We start from the raw sequence: 18,014 nt of genomic DNA, 5'->3' as shown, positions 1-18,014 counted from the left end.
CTTATCTAGCCAAGCTAACAATAATTGCTTTGCCTCCTAATCGCCAGCGGGCGTCGCCGACCCCTAACGACTGCCCAGGCTATGAGCCAGTTCCAGCTCAATGCGCTCATTGCGGAACTGATGACCGGCATCGAGCAATTTGCGCGGGACAATTTTCTGATCGGCCATGGCCAGAAGGTGGGACCCTTCGGCTCCCAGCAGCAATTTGGGAGCCGCGGCAGGAACCGGAATGATGGCAGGCCGCCGCACTGCGCGCGCCAAGGCCCTGGTGAATTCGGCGTTGCTCACCGGCTGCGGTGCCACCGCATTGACCGGACCTGCCAATTGCGAATCCCAGAGCGCGCGATGGTAGATGTCCAGCAGGTCATCAAGCCCGATCCACGAAAGCATCTGCTTTCCCCCTGCAAGGGGACCGCCCAGGCCTGCGGAGAATACAGGACGCAAAACGGCGAGCATCCCGCCTTTGGGGCTCAGCACGATACCGGTCCTGATCTGCACCCGGCGCATGCCGCTGTCCCCGGCATTCGCCGCACGTTCCCAGCGGTCCACCACGTCAGCCAGGAAATCCGGAGTCCCGGCCCGCGGGGAATCGGTCTCGTCCAATGGGTGCGGTCCGGCTGAAGCACCGTAGAATCCGATGGCCGAAGCGCTGATGAAGGTCCGGACACCTGAACGTGACGCCAGCAGGGCAAGGGATCGGGTCGGTTCGATGCGGCTGGAGAGAATTGCCTGCCGATGCGCTTGGCTGAACCGGCCGAAGATGCTGGCTCCGGCCAAATGGATGACCGCGTCGCAGCCATCGAGCAGGCCCGGGTCAGGATCCAGCGGATTCCAGCGCCGTTCGCTTGCCGATTCCGGCTCGTGCCGCACGAGCTTGACGACCCGGTGCCCGCCGGTGGACAAGAAGGCGCACAAAGCCTGTCCGACTAATCCGCTTGAACCGGTCAGCGCTATCACCAGCGGCTTCAACCCGGCCTGCGCCGCCCGCTGGTGTGCGGCAAAATCGTCTGCCAGCTGGCGGTGGCGGTATGCAAGCATCGATTCGATCTGCCGTCCTGGCATATTCGACTGGATGCAGTCACCCACGGTCGTGCACTGTGCGCCCGCGGGCTCGAAGTAATGCTCATGCCGCCACTGCACCACCCGGGCAGGAAGGCCGCGAACCCCTTCGGGTTCAAGCTGGTCGACGAAACTGCGGTTCTCCGCGAACCCCTCAGGCTGGTGCTTGGCATTCCACAGCACTCCGCCGGGAAGGCCCAGCACGGCCGTCCCGTCCTTCAGCGAACCGGCTTCTTCAATGACCTTCAGCGGAAGCCACGGTGGCAAGAGCCGCTGCATGGCCCCGGGTCGCGAGAACCAGTCAAAGACAACGGATGCAGATGCCGGAAGTTGGCTGGAGCGCTCAGTGTTCATGGCCCCATCCTAGAGGCTTCAGGCAGGCCGGTTCCCGAGGATGGGAAATTGCTGGATTCCGTCGCAATGTCTGGTCCGGCGCCGCAATGAATCCCTCGGTTTCCTGCAGCACGCTATCCCGGCAGACTTGGAGCAGGAACAAGAACTTCTGGACAGAGCTTGATTGCGGACAACTAACGGACCGGCTGTTGCCCGAAGCGGCTGCCAATGCAACCAGAAAGCTAGGCATACCATGCAGGAAGATAGTCGAAGGGAGGATCCTCGCCCACCCGCCCATCGATGGCTTCACGCAAGAGATCCGCATGCCCTGCATGCCGCCCATACTCTTCAATCAGGTCGCAGATGATTCTGCGTATCGACGCATGCTTGCCTGCGAAGGCCAACCCCGAGCCCGTGTCCAGCTTCCTTTCCTCGATAACGGACTGCTGGATTCCTCGGCTTTTGGCCACGGCCCGGTCGTAGCGTTGATAAAGATTCTCCGGATCCTCTTCCAGATCAACCACGAAGTGCTCGCGCCCGTTGGCAGTGAACCCAAGGAGGACTTCAGGTCGTTGCCCGGCAATGAAGTAGGTGAATTTCTCATCTTCGACAAGGGCAAGATGCTGGAGCAATCCGCCCAGGCTGAGCTGGCTGCTGGGCAACTTGGTTGCCAGCTGTTCGATGTCCAGCCCGTCGGCCTTGTATCTGAAAGTGGCGCGCAGCCTGTCAAGCATCCCGAACAGATGCTGCTGGTCGGAGCCGCTCATTGGCGGTTCCCAGGGAGGCAGGATTTCCATGGCGTACCCCTTTGCGAGAAGTGTGAGTTGGCGTACCAAACTGGTTTCATCGGCCCATGAATTGAATAATTAGAAGTATGCCTCTGACCGCCGCCATTTTGGAACCCTCGCAGTGGATGCCGCATGCCGCTGAGCATGAAGCACGGGCTCGGGCCTTTGGCGAACCTTTCGTGGAACGGCGGATGAAGGGCAAGAAGCATCCCATCGAGGACTTCCTGTTCACCTATTACACGCAAAAGCCGGGCCAGCTCTACCGCTGGCATCCAGGGATGAACGTGGTTCTAGCCGGAGACGCGGCCCAAGAACGCGGCGAGTGGAAGTTCTACCGCAGAGTCCAAACCGGCCACGGTACGGGATACCACTTCGATGCGGAGGCATTCGGCAAGGCGCGTGCCCGGGCCATCGAGTTTGCCCGCATCATTCTGGCCGGCACCGCGCAGCGGCCAGGAAACTTCTCCTGCTTCGGCCTGCATGAATGGGCGATGGCCTACAAATCCGAGGCCAACGGCATCCGCCATGAATACCTCCCGCTGCGCTTGGGTGCGCAGGGAACCGACGAAGTGGTGGAAACACACAAGATCCGTTGCACCCACTTCGATGCATTCCGCTTCTACACTCCCCAGGCGATCGAGCTCAACGAGCTGCAGCCGACCAGGGAAACCCAGCGCGACCTGGAACAGCCCGGTTGCCTGCACGCCAACATGGATCTGTACAAGTGGGCCTATAAGCTCTCCCCTGCGGTGCCAAGCGACTTGGTCATGGACTGCTTCGAGCTCGCCTGGGACATTCGCACCATGGATATGCAGGCGTCCCCCTATGATCTGGGCGATTGGGGCCATGAACCCATCCGCATTGAAACTCCCGAGGGCAAGGCCGCGTACGTGAGATTGCAAAAGGAATTTGCCCAGCGTGCCGACTCGCTGCGCAATCAATTGCTGGAAGTCGCCAACAACCTGCCAATCTTCCCGGAAGACTAGAACTTATTCGCGGCCGCAGGCAAGATTGATCCATGGTTACTGCACGGGGCCTTCGCCTGATTCCGGCCGGTATCGCGCTCGGCTGCGTGAGCCTCTCGCTGGCTTCCTGCGCCACCAGCATCGGACAGGGGCCGCAGACCCAATTGGAAATCACCATTCGCGATGACGGCAGCGAAATTTCACAGCAGTACTCCCTGGAATGCACCGGCGAACAAGCCGCTGAATCCAGCACATTGCCGAACGCATCCAAAGCTTGCTTGCAGCTCGAGCTTGAACCCGGTGCCATTGCCGGAGAAGTTGATCCCCAGGAAATCTGCACCGAAATATACGGTGGACCGCAACGGGCCGAAATAAGCGGAACCCTGCACGGCGAGACGGTGAATACGAGCTTTTCCCGGCATAACGGCTGCGCCATCGATCGTTGGGATGCCGCCTCGTTTCTACTCGGTTCCGTGAAAACATGAGTCGATAACCCCTGAATAACTGCGCGGAGAAACTAGAATAGTAAGACTATGGAGTTTTTCCTGCTGGTTATCGCGCTGCTATTCGCCACGATCCTGATTGTCGGCATCGGGGAACGCATTAAATTGCCCTACCCGATCTTGATGCTGATTTTCGCGACGCTGGCAGGTTTCTTGCCGTTCATGCCCGAAATGCATATTGAGCCCGAGCTGATCCTGCCGATCTTCTTGCCGCCTTTGCTTTTCGCTACGGCCCAGCGCAGCAGTTGGTCGGTGTTCCGCTTCCGCTGGAAGGCCCTGATCCGGCTGGCCGTGGTGCTCATCGTGGTGACAGCAGGCACCGTGGCCGCTACCGCGCTGGCCTTCTCCCCCATCGCTTCCATTCCGCTGGCATTGGCGTTGGGCGCAGTAGTGGCCCCGCCTGACCCGGTCGCGGTGGATGCAATTGCCACCAAGGTGAAAATGCCGCGGCGCCTGACGTCCCTGCTGGAAACCGAGGGCCTGTTCAACGACGCAATGGCCATCGTGATCTTCCAGCTGGCCGTCCAGGCAACCCTGAATGGCTCGGAAGTCGGACTCGAAATCATTCCGCAGTTCCTGCTCGGTGCCGCAGGGGCGGTAGTCCTGGGTCTGGCCATGGGCTGGGCCATCGGCGCCTTGAACCGCTTCGTTCCCAACCTGGCAGCGCGTTGCGCGGCCACCTTGGTGGCACCTTATGCGGTCTACATGATTGCGGAGGAGCTGCATATTTCAGGGGTCATCGCAGTGGTGGTGACGGCCCTTGAAATGGTGCGGCGGGACCGCCCCCAGGACTCTGCCGAACGCCTAACCCGGCAATCCTTCTGGGAAGTGCTCGAGCTGCTGGCCACCGGCCTGGCTTTCGGCTTGATGGGCATCGAGATGAACCAGGTGATCCAGGAGGAAGGCAGCAACCTGATCGGCTTCATCCCGGGCATCGCCGCGATCTGCTTCGTGGTCATCGCAGTGCGTGCGCTGTGGATGCTGGGAACCTACTACCTGCCCAACCGCAGCAAGCCCAAGATTCCTGCGCGCAAGGATGCGCTGGTGCTCACTTGGTGCGGCATGCGCGGGCTGGCGACTTTGGCCTTGGCCCTGGCACTGCCCAAGGTCGCAGCGGATGGATCGGCCATCGAGGGACGCAACTTCGTGGTGGTCGCCGCTTGCTCCGTCTTGCTGTGCACTTTGGTGCTCCCGGGCCTGACCTTGCCAGCGCTGATGCGCGTGCTGAAGCTGCGCAACAACGAGCAAGATGCCAAGCGTGCCCGCCGGGCCCTGGCCCGTCGCGCCGAGGCTGTCGCACTGGCGGCGCTGCGCAAGAACGTGCAGCTCGAAGAGCTGCCGGAGAATTACCAGCAGGCAGTGCGCCGGCGCATGAACTCGCTGCATACCATCCTGGCCAAGGACCCGGATCCGCACGATGCGATCTCGGACGAAAAGTACACGCAGATTCGCGCGGTGATCGCCAAGGCCGATTCGATCCAGGCCATCGCCCTGGAAGCCGCCCGCGACGAGCTACTCAAGGCCCGCCGCGAACCGAATATCGACCCGCACATCGTTGACGAGATTGTCGGCCGCCTTGACCGACGCACCGCAACCCTGGATCGCTAGGCGGCCTTGCGCTCCAGCTTCACGATGACTTCGTAGTGGCTGGTCTGCGGGAACATGTCCATGACGCGAGCCTGCTGCGGAGCGTAGTTCTCCAAACGCTCCAGGTCCCTGGCCAGTGACTTCGCGTTGCAGCTGGAGTAAATGATGTGCTGGACATCGGACTCGTTCAGCCACTTCGATAGCTCTGCGGAGATACCGCGGCGCGGAGGATTCACGATTACCGCCTCTGGCGCCCAGCCGGCACCCAGCGCGAATTCGGTTGCGTCTTGGACCCTGAAATGGATGTCATCCAGCTCCATGGTCTTGGCGCTGGTCTTTGCCGATTCAACGGCTTCCCCGCTGGTCTCGATGCCGTACACGGTACGGTCCTCGGTAGCGCAATGCAGTGCGAAACCACCCACCCCGCTGTACAGATCCCAAACGCTTTCGGGGTTGGCATCGTTGATCCATTGGCGGGCCTGCCGGTACAAGGCGGCAGCGATCTCGCTGTTGGTCTGGAAGAAGCCCTGGGGGCGCAGGTGCATCGGTACGCCGTTCAGCCCGAATTCCAAGGTGGTTCGGCGGGTAAGAATGATTTCTTCTTCGCCTTCCAGCACTGCCTTGTGCTCAGGCAAGAAGTTCACCGACACCACGCTGTGGCGTGGAAGCTGCTCAAGGAATTGCGGCAGCGAATCACGCAGTGCCACAAAATGCTTCTTGGTGCGCAATACCCAACGGACCATCACCGAACCGGTATCCGACAGGGTGAGAATCACATGCTTGAGTTCGCCCTTGCGCTTGGGAACGTCGTAGGGAATGAGCTTCAGATCATGAATGAACTGCTCGATGACCGGGAATACGGCACGTAGCGGTGCTGCGATGACTCCGCAGTTGCGCAGATCGACACCGTGGCCGTCGGCATCCAGGATGCCGATGGTCGGCTGGCCGGTGGTTCCGGAAATGACCATTTTGGCTTTGTTGCGGAAGCCCTGTTCGCTACTGGCTTGGGGCGGAAGGAATTCCAGGCCTGGGAAGCCGGCCAGCAGCTGCTGGCAATCCGCTACCTTAGATTGCAGTTGCTGGGCGTAAGGCACCGTCATCAAGGTGCATGAGCGGCAACGGGAGGCAGAAAAGTAAAGGCATTCCATGGTGCTTATGATTTTAGCGAAGATCGGCCGGCACCGAGCACAGAGAAATCTTGGCGCTGATTGACCGCAAATTTTCAGCTTTGGCCGCTAAGCTCGCAATTGATCAAAAGTTACTGAGCAGAATCCCTGCATGATGCGAAAGCCATACGGGGAAGGGTTGTTTAACCGCGAAAGGACAGATGGCACTTCATACCGGGCTATCCACGCATCGCCGTGGCATTGCATTGCTTGCACTCCCCCTTGCTGCCGTGATCGGCGCCTGCACGAGTTGCGCCGCTTCTTCACCCCAGGCTCATGAAGTTTCTTCCACCCCGGTTCCCGCCCCGTCTTCCAGCAGTGCCACCGAAAAATCCCTGCCCGCTCCGAGCAAGGCCGCAGCAAGCTCCAGCGTCCCGCTTCCGGCTCCAACCGGGAACAATGCCACTGCTCCCACCACGACTCCGAGCAATTCAGCCAAGCAGCCCGCCGGCACTCCGGCCAAGCCCGAAAGCTCCAAGACATCGCTGTCGCCCCTGGCCTCGGGTGCCAACACTGGTGCCTCCATCAAGGCGCTTCCCAGTTCAGCGGCCGAAATGTCCAAGGCCACCACGCAGCTGTTCGCTGCAGTGAATCGAGGCAAGCTGAAGGACGTCAAGGCGGCGCTCAAGGATGGAGCTGACCTCGACGCGCAGGACGAGGCCGGTCGCACCGCGCTGATGCGTGCAGTCATCAACAAGAACCCTGCCATCGCCAAGACCCTCTTCGAAGCAGGCTCGGATCCCGACAAGAAGGACGACTTCTACGAGTCGCCGTTCCTGCGCGCGAGCGCCAATGGCCAGGTTGAAACGCTGAAGCTTCTCATTGACGGCGGGGCCGACCTCACGGCGGTGAATCGCATGGGCGGGACCGCTTTGACCGTCGCCAGCGAGAATGGCCGGGTTCAGGCCGTGCGCCAGTTGCTCCGCACCGATATCCCTGTAGACCAGGTTAATGACCTGGGCTGGACGGCCCTGCACGAAACCATTGTCCTGGGCCAGGGCACCGCCAATGCCATCACCATCGCGCGTTTGCTGATTATCAACGGGGCGGACCCGCATTTGGAGGACCACTCCGGTTCTGATGCATTCAAGCTAGCGCGTGAACGCCAGCAGAGCCAGATGCTGACCATGCTGCAGGCTGCAGCCAAGCGCTGAATCCTAGAGGGCGTCGAGGTAGAACCAGGCGCCGTCCTGCTTCACGAAGGTGCTGACCTCATGCTGCTGCGCTTCATGCCGGCCGTCGCGATAGTACGCAGCGAATTCAACCACCCCGCGGGAGGCCGCCGCGCCGCCAGCACGGGTTGAAATGATCTCCAAGCCGGTCCAGCGCATCCGCGAATCCACGTCCAGTTCCTTGGGCCTCGTGCTCTCATGCCAGGTCGCCAGCAAATACTGCGACAGCCCCAGCACGAAGGCGCTGTAGCGTGAGCGCATCAGCTGCTCCGCGGTCTGCGGCAGCAAGGAGCCATCTTCCCTTCCGTCATGCAAGGGCTTGCAGCAGTTTTCGTAGGACGGCTTCGCAGTGTCCAGAACTCGGCAGGTGCAGACGGTTTGACTAGCATTTTTCACAGTTTCAGCATACGCGTCGAGCGCGCTTCGACAACCCGTGAGCCTAAGATCACATGACTTAAACCGCAGGATATCGGTGCTATCGCGCACAGGGACGTTTTCCCCATCACATTCACGGGTAGACTATGAAGGCAAGCTCGCGGAGCGCCAAATCCCCCTGGTGTGAGACGGCATCTCCGTGTGGCATTTAACTTAACCTCGCCAACAGGAGATATGCCGGATGCCCCGCATCGTTGTAGATGTCATGCTCAAGCCAGAAATCCTTGACCCTCAGGGCAAGGCCATCGCGGGAGCTCTTCCCCGCCTAGGCTTCACCTCCTTCGAAGCTGTCCGCCAGGGCAAGCGCTTTGAACTGTCCGTGGACGGCGAGGTGACCGAAGAAATCCTCGCCCAGGCTCGCGAGGCTGCAGAAACCCTGCTTTCCAACCCGGTGATCGAAGATGTCGTCAACGTCGAGGTATTCGAAGACTAATGAGCGCCGAACTTCCCCTGATTGGCGACTATTCAACGCCAAGCACTGAACTTTCCGGAGCGCGCATCGGCGTGGTGACCTTCCCGGGCACCCTCGATGACCGCGACGCCGCTCGCGCCGTGCGCGCAGCCGGTGCCGAAGCGGTGTCCCTGTGGCACGCCGACACCGACCTGCAGGATGTCGACGCCGTGGTGATCCCCGGCGGCTTCTCCTACGGCGACTACCTGCGCGCCGGCGCGATCTCCCGCTTCGCACCGATGATGGCGAAGATCGCAGATGCCGCGAACTCCGATGCCAAGCTGCCCGTGCTGGGCATCTGCAACGGTTTCCAGATCCTCACCGAGTCGCACCTGCTGCCCGGATCGATGATCAAGAACGACCACCTGAAGTTCATCTGCCGCGATCAGCTGCTGCGCGTGGAGAACAACCAGACCGCGTGGACCAACGGCTTCGAAGCAGGCCAGGAAATCACCATCGTGCTGAAGAACCAGGATGGCCAGTACGTGGCCGACGAGAAGGTCCTGGACGAGCTCGAAGCGGAAAACCGCATCGCCTTCTCCTACGTGGGCTGGAACCCGAACGGCTCGCGCCGCTCGATCGCCGGCGTGAGCAACAAGGCCGGCAACGTTGTCGGCCTGATGCCGCACCCGGAGCACGCCATTGAGGCCGGCTTCGGCCCGGACCACCGCGGCACCGACGGGCTGGCATTCTTCACCAGCGTTCTGACCCACCTTGTTGGAGGCAAAAAGTGAGCCAGGAAGCCACTAAGGAATTCAATATCGACACCGTCGATAACGCAGCAGGCACCCCGGATGTAGAACTGCCATGGGCAGAGCTGGGCCTGAAGGACAACGAGTTCGCCGAGATCGTGAAGATCCTGGGCCGTCGTCCGACCGCCGCTGAATTGGCCATGTACTCCGTCATGTGGTCCGAGCACTGCTCGTACAAGTCCACCAAGAACCACCTGCGCCAGTTCGGGCAGAAGGTCACCCCGGAAATGAAGAAGGACCTGATGGTCGGCATGGGCGAAAACGCCGGTGTCACCGACCTGGGCGATGGCTGGGCCGTGACCTTCAAGATCGAGTCCCACAACTCGCCTTCCTACGTCGAGCCGTACCAGGGTGCCGCTACCGGCATCGGCGGCATCGTGCGCGACATCATCTCCATGGGCGCCCGCCCGATCGCCGTGATGGATCCGCTGCGTTTCGGCGCGATCGACCACGAGGACTCGCAGCGCGTCGTGCACGGCGTGGTCTCGGGCATCGGCGGCTACGGCAACTCGCTGGGCCTGCCGAACATCGGCGGCGAAACCGTCTTCGACCCGATCTACCAGGGCAACCCGCTGGTCAACGCACTGGCCGTGGGCGCACTGCGCCACGAGGACCTGCGCCTGGCCAACGCCTCGGGCGTGGGCAACAAGGTCGTGCTCTTCGGTGCGCGCACCGGTGGCGACGGCATCGGCGGCGCGTCGGTGCTGGCCTCCGAGTCCTTCGACGACACCAAGCCCTCCAAGCGCCCTGCGGTGCAGGTGGGCGACCCGTTCGCCGAGAAGGTGCTCATCGAGTGCTGCCTGGAACTGTTCAAGGCCTCGCTGGTCGAGGGCATCCAGGACCTGGGCGCCGCAGGCATCTCCTGCGCCACCAGTGAACTGGCTTCCAACGGCGAAGGCGGCATGCAGGTCGAGTTGACCAACGTGCTGCTGCGCGACTCCACCCTGACCCCGGGCGAAATCCTGATGTCGGAGTCCCAGGAACGCATGATGGCCGTAGTCACCCCGCAGAACATCGAAGCGTTCGAGGCCGTCATGGCCAAGTGGAACGTGGAGTACTCCTGGCTGGGCGAGGTCACCGACACCGATCGGCTGATCATCACCTGGAATGGCGAAGTCATCGTGGACGTGGACCCGAAGACCGTCGCCCACGACGGCCCGGTCTACGACCGCCCGTATGCCCGCCCGCAGTGGCAGGATGCGCTGCAGGCTGACACCTTCAAGTCCTCGGAAGCCGGCGCCAACCTGCCAGCTACCGGCGAAGAGCTGAAGGCCGCCGCCCTGGAGCTGATCGCCAGCCCGAACATGTGCGACAAGTCCTGGATCACCAACCAGTACGACCGCTACGTCGGCGGCAACACCGCGCTGGCCGCCCCGGATGATGCCGGCGTGGTCCGCATCGACGAGTCCACCGGACTCGGCGTGGCCATCGCCACCGATGCCAACGGCCGCTACACCTACCTGGACCCGTATGCCGGTGCCCAGCTGGCGCTGGCCGAGTCCTACCGCAACGTCGCCACCTCCGGTGCGATCCCTGCGGCGGTTTCGGACTGCCTGAACTACGGTTCCCCGGAGGACCCGGACGTCATGTGGCAGCTGGCCGAGGGCATCCGCGGCCTGTCCGATGCGTGCATGGAGCTCGGCGTCCCGGTCACCGGCGGCAATGTCTCGCTGTACAACCAGACCGGCGACAAGGCCATCCACCCGACCCCTGTGGTGGCGACCCTGGGCAAGTTCGACGACGTCGCCCGCCGCACCCCTTCGGGCTGGCGCGAAGAGGCCGACGGCCAGGCCATCTACCTGATCGGCACCACCGCCGATGAACTGGACGGCTCGGAGTTCGCCAACCTGCGCGGCCACCTCGGCGGCCTGCCGCCAAAGGTCGACCTGGCAGCCGAGAAGGCACTGGGCGCAATCCTGATCAATGCCAGCCGCGATGGCATGATCGACGCCGCGCACGACCTGTCCGAGGGCGGCCTGCTTGCAGCGCTGTCCGAGATGGTCCTGCGCTACGGCGTCGGTGCTCGCGTGGCCCTGGACGAGATCAAGCAGCGTGACGGCATCGATTCCTTCACCGCGCTGTTCTCGGAGACCCAGGCCCGCGCCTTGGTTGCCGTTCCACGCAGCGAAGAGGTCCGCTTCAACGACATGACCAGCGCCCGCGGTGTCACCGTGGCCCGCATGGGCATTGTCGATGCGCAGTCCGGCGCCCTGGAAGTCCAGGGCGAGTTCACCGTATCGGTGGACGAGCTGCGCGAGGCTTCCGAGGGCACCATGAAGAAGTACTTCGGCTAGTTTCTGGCCCACCCCTGGACGGCGGTTCTCCTCATCGAGGAGAGCCGCCGTTTTGCATGCCTGGATGATGTGGCGCTAAGCAGTGCTCCAAGGTCTGCTCCAGCCCCGAGTCCGATGCGTTCTGGCGCCTGTGCGGCTGGGATGGAGACCGGTCGAGGCGCAATTTCCGGATATAGTTGACACGTCAATAACTTTAAGTCATGATTGATGCATCAACAAAGTTCTGGACTACAGGGAGCACGCAATGAACGCCTTCGAGAACATCGAATTCGGCCTCGACACCTTTGGCGACGTACCCAGCGACAAGTCAGGCAAGCTGGTAACCCATGCCCAGGGCATCCGCGCCACGGTCCAGGAAGCCATCGCGGCCGATCAGGCCGGCGTCGATGTGATCGCTGTCGGCGAGCACCACCGCCCCGAATACGCCATCTCCAGCCCCGAGACCGTTCTGGCGGGCATTGCCACGGCGACCGAGCGGATCCGCCTCGGATCCGGCGTGACCGTGCTGTCTTCCGACGATCCGGTCCGCGTCTTCCAGCGTTTCGCCACCGTAGATGCCTTGTCCAACGGACGTGCCGAGGTCATGCTGGGCCGCGGCTCCTTTACCGAGTCCTTCCCGTTGTTCGGCCATGACATGGCTGACTACGAACTGCTTTTCGACGAGAAGATCGACCTGTTCCACAAGCTGCTCGACGAGAAGCCGGTGACCTGGCAGGGAACCAAGCGTGCACCGCTGGAGGATATGGAAGTCTTCCCGAAGACCGAGTCCGGCCGCCTGAACACCTGGGTGGGCGTGGGCGGTTCCCCGCAGTCGGTCATCCGCACGGCGCACTACGGATTGCGCATGATGCTCGCTGTCATCGGCGGGTCCCCCGAGCGCTTCGCACCCTACATCGACCTGTACCGCCGGGCCAACGACCAGTTCGGCCACCCAACCCTGCCGGTGGGCCTGCACTCCCCTGGCTTCGTGGCAGATACCGACGAGTTGGCCCGCGAGCACATGTTCGACGCCTACAAGGAACAGCGTGACCGCATCGGCGCGTCCCGTGGCTGGAGCCCAATGGGCCGCGGTGAATTCGAGCACGAGATCAGCGAAGGCTCGCTATACGTCGGCTCGCCGGAAACCGTGGCCCGCAAGATCGCCAAGACCCTCAAGACCTTGGATATCGGCCGTTTCGATTTGATCTACTCCGGCGGCGCGGTAGAAGTTGGCGCCCGCTTGCGTGCCGTGGAACTCTACGGCGAAAAGGTCATCCCGCTGGTACGCGAAATGCTTTCCGAGAGCTAGACCCGGATTCGAAGACATGCCTGAAGGAGAGAAAATGACACAGCAGACCATCGGCATCCTCGGCGCTGGAAAGATCGGCACGGTTCTTGCCCGCCGCGCCTTGCAGGCCGGCTACAAGGTGCTCATCGCCGGCTCCGGCGACCCCGGCGCCATTGCCCTGACCATCGAGATCCTGACTCCGGGCGCGCTGGCCGTGGATCCGGCAACCGCCGCGCGGGAAGCCGACATTGCCATACTGGCCCTGCCGCTGGGCAAGTACCGGAATATTCCGGTTGCCGAGCTCGAAGGCAAGCTGGTCATCGACGCCATGAACTACTGGTGGGAAACGGATGGCATCCGCGAGGACCTGAACGGCCCTCAGGTCTCCACCAGCAATTTGATCCAGGAGTTCCTGCCAGGTTCGCGGGTCGTCAAGGCCTTCAACCACATGGGCTACCACGACCTCGAGGACGAGTCCCGTCCGGCCGGCGCCGAGCACCGCAAGGCCATCGCGCTGGCCGGCGATCTGGACTCCGACGTTGACCAGGCAGCCCGGATCGTTGATGATTTCGGCTTTGACCCGCTGCCGATAGGCTCCCTGGCTGAAGGCTTGCGCCTGCAGCCTGGCCAGCCTGCCTTCGGCGCGAACAAGCCGCGGGCCGGGCTCGCAGCGCTCATCGACGCCGCCCAGATCCAGGCCTCAGCCGAGCTGCGCTAGCACCTCGTTCAGCGCTTCGGTGGACGAGGGATGGGTGAAGATCTGGTCGCGCAGTGCAGCGGCAGTCATTCGCTGCCGCATGGCCAGCGCCACCAGATTCACCACTTCCTGGGAGTCCACGTGCATCAGCGCCGCTCCGAGGATCTTCTCGCTGCGCGCATCGACAACGAACTTGATGATGCCCCGCGGGTCGCCCACGATCTTGGGGCGCGGCATGGCAGCGATCTCGGAAACTTTCTTCACCGCGATCCTGGCCTGCAGCCCCTGTTGTTCAGCCTGCTCCTCGCTCAAGCCGACGCGAGCCAGCGGCGGGGTGGTGAAGATGGTGTACGGAACAGCAACCCGGTCCTTGGTGCTGCGTGTTCCGTCTCCCAGCAGCCCGCTGGCCACGACCCGGTGATCATCGAGCGAGACATAGGTGAACTAGGGACCGCCGTTGGCGTCGCCCAGGGCATAGATGCCCTGGACATTGGTGGCCAGGAACTCGTCCACCACGACTTCCCCGCGGGTGCCCGTCCGGACCCCGGCGGCTTCCAGCCCCAGGCCGACAGTATTCGGCACCCGCCCCAGGGCAATCAGCACGGCATCCGCCTGCAGCTGGTGCATCCGGCCCTGGCGCTCGTAGCTGACGGTGGCGCCATGCTCGTCCTGGCTGATCGAACGCACCGAAGCAGAACTGGTGATCACGGCGCCGGCGTCTTCCAGGCAGGACTGGACTTCCCGGGCCACATCCGGGTCTTCCTTGGACAGTGCACGGCTTCCGCGATCCAGCACCGTGACTTTCGATCCGAACTGGGCAAACATGGAGGCGAACTCGATGCCGACATATCCCCCGCCCACCACAGCCAGGGTCTTGGGCAGCTGGGCATGCTGGATCGTTGTGGAATCATGCACCCGCCCGCCGATCTGCGCCCCTTGAATGTCCGGGACCGCGGGAAGCGCGCCGGTGTTGATGATGATCTTCGCCGCGCTCAGCTCCAGCTCATCGGAACCGGCAGTGACCCTGACGCTTCGAGGTCCGGTGAATGCGGCCTTGCCGTTGACCAGCAGCACCGACTCCAGGTCGTCGAGCATGGAGAAATTCTTGGCGCGCATCATCGCAGTGAGCTTGTCCCGGCGCTGGACGGCGGCTTGGAAGACCTGCTGGTCATATCCGGCGCCATCGCGGGATTCGGCATCGTGGATCAAGGCCTTGGTCGGCACGCAACCGATATTGATGCAGGTGCCGCCATGCATCTGGGTGGACTGCTCGATTAACGCCACCCGCTGCCCTGCCCGGGCCAGGGTGCCTGCCAGGGTCTTGCCGCCTTTGCCCCACCCGATGATGATTGCGTCGAGTTGTCCGTCCGCGCTTGCTGAACCCACGATGAACCCCTAGCTGTTGCCGCCTTGTCCTAGCACGAGTCTTGTTCGCGCAGGCCGCTTGCGTCACCCTTTGCCCGGACAGCCCGGAGATGAACAATGGCGGACCACACCCTTTGCAAGATGCGATCCGCCAGTTACAGGACGCTCACCTGGCTATTGGCCGGCACGGCCACGAGCAGCTGATTCGATGAGGTTATCGCCGGGCAGTGCAGCACCCGATGCCACTGCCTCGATCCAGGTAGCGGTCGGGGCCACCGCAGCCCAGCTGGAATTCAGCACGGCCATCAGGGTTTCATGCACCTGCCGGGCAGGGATGGAACCGGCAGCGTTGACGATGCCGATCGCGCCGGTAGCATCGGAGAGCACCTCCACCGAGAATCCCAGCGGTTCGGCGGCCGCGGCAGAACCGATCACGCAGTTATTGGTCATGTAGCCCACCAGCGTCAACGTGGTGATTTCACGCTCGCGAAGCCACTCTTCCAGGCCTGTACCCGCGAAGATGCTGGCATAGTTCTTGGAGAATTGGTGCTCTGCAGCTTCCATCCGATCCTGGATCTGCGGGTGCAGGGCATAGGTAGCGGATTCCGGGGCGAAGACGGGAAATCCCTCGGGCGCTTGGTGCTGCACGACAACCACCGGGATCCCGGCCTTTGCCGCTTCGTCCATGGCATTGGCGATGGTGGCTACCGACTGCTCGCGATCCGGGTACTGGATCTGCAGCAGGCCATCAAAGTATTCCTGCTGTGCGTCGATGACGATTAGTGCTCTGCGTGGTGCGGACATAGTGAGTTCCTCTTTCCGATGTGTTCAGATGGCGCCATACGGCACCGGGTGTTTCAGGTTTTATTCAGCCGGCCGGTAGTGCTGGGCCATGAGCTGCACGGTTTGCACCGCTGCGCCAGGGGTGTGGCTGCCAAGGACCATCATCAACTCGTCCGCTCCGGTCCGCTGCTGCAGCGCTTCCAGGCGCTGGGCCACTTCGGAAGGCGTGCCGGCCAGGGTGCGGTTGGTGTACATGTCAATGATCGCTCGCTCATTGAGCGTGGCTGGATATTCTGCGACCTCCTGGGCGGATAGCAGTGCAAAGGGTTCACGCTTGAACATCCGCAGCATGGCCATCGCCATGGTCGAGGCCTCGGCACGGGCGTATTCTGGATCCTCGGCCGCGATGACGCTTTGGCTGATGAGCACGTATGGACGGTCGAGCACTGCCGAGGGCACGAAGTTCTCGCGGTAGATGCGCAGCGCGGTGTCGATATCGGCATCGCCGAACTGCAAGGCGAAGGCGTAGGGCCGGCCCAGCCGCGCGGCCAGCTGCGCCGAATACGGCGAGGAGCCCAGGATCCACAACGGGGTCTGCGTTTCCGGTGCGGGCAGGCGGTTCTGCTCGTTCTGCCACGGGCCGGGCACTGCATGGACTTCGCTGTAGGGGTGCCCTGCGGGGAAATCATCATTCAGGAATCCCACGAGCTCGGCCAGTTGCTCGTCGAAGGTTTCGTTGGCTCCGGTTCCGCGGCGCAACGCGGCCGCGGTGGCCCCATCGGTACCTGGCGCGCGCCCGACTCCCAGGTCGATGCGCCCGGGAGCCAGCGCTTCGAGCATGCCAATCTGCTCCGCGACCACCAGCGGCGCATGGTTGGGCAGCATCACTCCGCCCGCGCCCAACCGGATCCGCTGGGTGTCGGCGGTGAGTCGGGCCATCATCAGCAGCGGCGATGCCACGGACAGCGCGGGCATGGCATGGTGCTCGGACATCCAGAAACGGTGATATCCGGATTGATCCGCAGCCTTGGCGCTATCAATGGTGTCCTGCAGGCCATCTTGGGCGGTTTGCCCTACACCGGGTCCGCCTCCGGTGTGAACCGACAGGGCGAAGGGAGCGGAGCCGAATCGTGGCACTGGCTGCAAGGTCAACCTCTTTTCTCATGTTATTTCTACTTTTTACCGTGATACACACACTAGCAGGTGATCACGGTAAAGCAATACTGATACCATGAGGAACATGTCCCAGATGCCCCTTCCCCCGAGCCCCGGAACCGCGCAGCACTGCAGCATCGATCTGGCCAACAGCGAAATCCAGCTGCCTGGCGGCAAGAGCTTCGACGCGCTGGCTAGCCCGGAGGACACCACGCAATGGCTCATCGTGCGGGGTCTCGTGCCCCAGGAAGCGGCGCTGCAAAGCTATTGCCAGAATCGGCTGGTCACCCTTCGCAGCCAGATCAGGAAAGCATTCCATGCCAGCGCCACGGGCACGCCCGTGGCCCGGGAAGTGCTGCAGGGCATCAACGCCGCACTGCTGGCAGCACCGAGCACCCCATTGCTTCACCATGAGCCGGGCAAAGGATTCTTCCGCGCATTGGAACACCCCGCCACGCAATTGACCGAGCACGCCATGTCGCGACTTGCCGAGGACGCCGCAGCACTGCTGAGCAGCGAAGAAGCGGGCCTGCTGGCCCAATGCGAGGCCGAGCCATGCACCCGCTACCTGCTCAAGACCCATGGCCGCCGGCATTGGTGCTCCACGCGTTGCGGTGATCGCGTGCGGGCGGCCCGTTCGTACGCCAAGAAGAAGAGCCGGCAGGATTCTTCTTCCGCCTAGCCCATGGCCTGAGGATTCCCGCCAGCGGCGCAGTAGAGGACCTTGCATGCCGTGGCACGTGCCAAGCAGCATGGAAAACTAAAGGCTCCCACCATCCGTAGATGCTGGGAGCCTGAGGAACTGCGGGCGGAACGCCTAGATCTTCTTGACGATGGAAGACTTCAGTTCCATCTGGCCGAAGCCGTCCACCTTGGCGGCGATATCATGGTCGCCAGAGCCTTGGACCAAGCGGATATTGCGCACCTTGGTTCCGGCCTTCAGCGCACTCTGCGCGCCCTTGACCTTCATGGTTTTGGTGATGCTGACGGTATCTCCGTCCTGCAGCGCATTGCCGACAGCATCCTTGATCACTGCTTCGACAGCTTCGGCTGCTTCGGCCTCAGCGTTCCATTCATGCGCGCACTCTGGGCAGACCAGCAGGGCATCCATTTCGTAGGTGTACTCGCTGGAGCATTCAGGGCACGGTGGCAAGGTATCAGACATGAAGCTGATTTTAGTGACCGGATATGCCCCATGTCGAATGAATCGGATATCGAATAATCCCCGGAATTCCGCGCTGG

Annotated in this window: 19 protein-coding genes; 10 read left to right on the top strand and 9 right to left on the bottom strand. The window is 62.5% G+C overall.

Going from position 1 to position 18,014, the window contains the following annotated elements; translation table 11 throughout:
- Nucleotides 1-63 precede the first annotated feature (63 nt).
- Complete coding sequence (locus tag ACNPN0_RS01660; protein ID WP_105657985.1) at nt 64-1,413, bottom strand: TIGR01777 family oxidoreductase; 1,350 nt, start codon at nt 1,411-1,413, stop codon at nt 64-66.
- A 221-nt stretch (nt 1,414-1,634) separates the two neighbouring features.
- Nucleotides 1,635-2,189 (bottom strand): DinB family protein, encoded by a 555-nt coding sequence (locus ACNPN0_RS01655; protein WP_434692553.1) that lies wholly within the window; start codon nt 2,187-2,189, stop codon nt 1,635-1,637.
- Nucleotides 2,190-2,266: 77 nt separating this feature from the next.
- Here ACNPN0_RS01655 and ACNPN0_RS01650 point away from each other — a divergent pair, with 77 nt between their 5' ends.
- Genes ACNPN0_RS01650 through ACNPN0_RS01640 form a run of 3 tightly spaced genes read left to right on the top strand, consistent with a single transcriptional unit; the run spans nt 2,267 to nt 5,256 of the window.
- Nucleotides 2,267-3,166, top strand: a complete 900-nt coding sequence (locus ACNPN0_RS01650; RefSeq protein ID WP_105657983.1) for a 3-methyladenine DNA glycosylase — start codon at nt 2,267-2,269, stop codon at nt 3,164-3,166.
- Nucleotides 3,167-3,198: 32 nt separating this feature from the next.
- Nucleotides 3,199-3,630 (top strand): hypothetical protein, encoded by a 432-nt coding sequence (locus tag ACNPN0_RS01645; RefSeq protein WP_105657982.1) that lies wholly within the window; start codon nt 3,199-3,201, stop codon nt 3,628-3,630.
- 48 nt (nt 3,631-3,678) lie between these two features.
- Nucleotides 3,679-5,256: a cation:proton antiporter domain-containing protein gene (locus ACNPN0_RS01640; protein ID WP_434692556.1), complete on the top strand. Its 1,578-nt coding sequence runs from the start codon at nt 3,679-3,681 to the stop codon at nt 5,254-5,256.
- On the opposite strand, the gene ACNPN0_RS01635 is transcribed toward ACNPN0_RS01640, so the two are convergent.
- Nucleotides 5,253-6,383 carry a methyltransferase domain-containing protein gene (locus ACNPN0_RS01635; RefSeq protein ID WP_105657980.1) on the bottom strand — a complete coding sequence of 377 codons (1,131 nt, stop codon included), beginning with the start codon at nt 6,381-6,383 and terminating at the stop codon, nt 5,253-5,255. The genes ACNPN0_RS01640 and ACNPN0_RS01635 overlap by 4 nt on opposite strands.
- Before the next feature lie 179 nt (nt 6,384-6,562).
- Here ACNPN0_RS01635 and ACNPN0_RS01630 point away from each other — a divergent pair, with 179 nt between their 5' ends.
- Nucleotides 6,563-7,555 (top strand): ankyrin repeat domain-containing protein, encoded by a 993-nt coding sequence (locus ACNPN0_RS01630; RefSeq protein WP_388024565.1) that lies wholly within the window; start codon nt 6,563-6,565, stop codon nt 7,553-7,555.
- A 3-nt stretch (nt 7,556-7,558) separates the two neighbouring features.
- Here the strand turns inward: ACNPN0_RS01630 and ACNPN0_RS01625 are convergent, their stop codons facing one another.
- Nucleotides 7,559-7,888, bottom strand: coding sequence for a YchJ family protein (locus ACNPN0_RS01625; protein ID WP_434692557.1), 330 nt, complete (start codon nt 7,886-7,888; stop codon nt 7,559-7,561).
- 301 nt (nt 7,889-8,189) lie between these two features.
- Here ACNPN0_RS01625 and purS point away from each other — a divergent pair, with 301 nt between their 5' ends.
- From purS to ACNPN0_RS01600, 5 genes are all read left to right on the top strand, one after another.
- Nucleotides 8,190-8,441, top strand: a complete 252-nt coding sequence (gene purS, locus ACNPN0_RS01620) for a phosphoribosylformylglycinamidine synthase subunit PurS (RefSeq protein ID WP_102598679.1) — start codon at nt 8,190-8,192, stop codon at nt 8,439-8,441.
- A complete protein-coding gene (gene purQ, locus ACNPN0_RS01615) occupies nt 8,441-9,193 on the top strand; it encodes a phosphoribosylformylglycinamidine synthase subunit PurQ (protein ID WP_102598680.1) in 753 nt (250 codons plus the stop codon). The genes purS and purQ overlap by 1 nt, the downstream gene beginning before the upstream one ends.
- Nucleotides 9,190-11,505 (top strand): phosphoribosylformylglycinamidine synthase subunit PurL, encoded by a 2,316-nt coding sequence (gene purL / locus ACNPN0_RS01610; protein ID WP_105662395.1) that lies wholly within the window; start codon nt 9,190-9,192, stop codon nt 11,503-11,505. Before purQ ends, purL begins: the two co-directional genes overlap by 4 nt.
- A gap of 244 nt (nt 11,506-11,749) precedes the next feature.
- A complete protein-coding gene (locus ACNPN0_RS01605) occupies nt 11,750-12,793 on the top strand; it encodes an LLM class flavin-dependent oxidoreductase (RefSeq protein ID WP_332595241.1) in 1,044 nt (347 codons plus the stop codon).
- Nucleotides 12,794-12,809: 16 nt separating this feature from the next.
- Nucleotides 12,810-13,490, top strand: a complete 681-nt coding sequence (locus tag ACNPN0_RS01600; protein WP_434692580.1) for an NAD(P)-binding domain-containing protein — start codon at nt 12,810-12,812, stop codon at nt 13,488-13,490.
- Here the strand turns inward: ACNPN0_RS01600 and ACNPN0_RS01595 are convergent.
- From ACNPN0_RS01595 to ACNPN0_RS01580, 4 genes are all read right to left on the bottom strand, one after another.
- Nucleotides 13,473-13,880 carry a hypothetical protein gene (locus tag ACNPN0_RS01595; protein WP_434692583.1) on the bottom strand — a complete coding sequence of 136 codons (408 nt, stop codon included), beginning with the start codon at nt 13,878-13,880 and terminating at the stop codon, nt 13,473-13,475. The genes ACNPN0_RS01600 and ACNPN0_RS01595 overlap by 18 nt on opposite strands.
- 33 nt (nt 13,881-13,913) lie before the next feature.
- Nucleotides 13,914-14,855, bottom strand: coding sequence for an FAD-dependent oxidoreductase (locus tag ACNPN0_RS01590; protein WP_434692586.1), 942 nt, complete (start codon nt 14,853-14,855; stop codon nt 13,914-13,916).
- A 153-nt stretch (nt 14,856-15,008) separates the two neighbouring features.
- A complete protein-coding gene (locus ACNPN0_RS01585; RefSeq protein WP_434692589.1) occupies nt 15,009-15,638 on the bottom strand; it encodes an isochorismatase family protein in 630 nt (209 codons plus the stop codon).
- A gap of 60 nt (nt 15,639-15,698) precedes the next feature.
- Nucleotides 15,699-16,754 (bottom strand): LLM class flavin-dependent oxidoreductase, encoded by a 1,056-nt coding sequence (locus ACNPN0_RS01580; RefSeq protein ID WP_448938837.1) that lies wholly within the window; start codon nt 16,752-16,754, stop codon nt 15,699-15,701.
- A gap of 103 nt (nt 16,755-16,857) precedes the next feature.
- Here ACNPN0_RS01580 and ACNPN0_RS01575 point away from each other — a divergent pair, with 103 nt between their 5' ends.
- Entirely contained in the window at nt 16,858-17,454 is a 597-nt protein-coding gene (locus ACNPN0_RS01575; RefSeq protein WP_434692594.1) for an ABATE domain-containing protein, read from the top strand.
- 135 nt (nt 17,455-17,589) lie between these two features.
- On the opposite strand, the gene ACNPN0_RS01570 is transcribed toward ACNPN0_RS01575, so the two are convergent.
- Complete coding sequence (locus ACNPN0_RS01570) at nt 17,590-17,937, bottom strand: zinc ribbon domain-containing protein YjdM (protein WP_434692596.1); 348 nt, start codon at nt 17,935-17,937, stop codon at nt 17,590-17,592.
- Between the last annotated feature and the right edge of the window lie 77 nt (nt 17,938-18,014).

The sequence above is a fragment of the Glutamicibacter sp. AGC84 genome (assembly GCF_053543575.1).
Note: the sequence above shows the minus strand (reverse complement) of the source record. Positions and strands in the feature narration are given on the sequence as shown.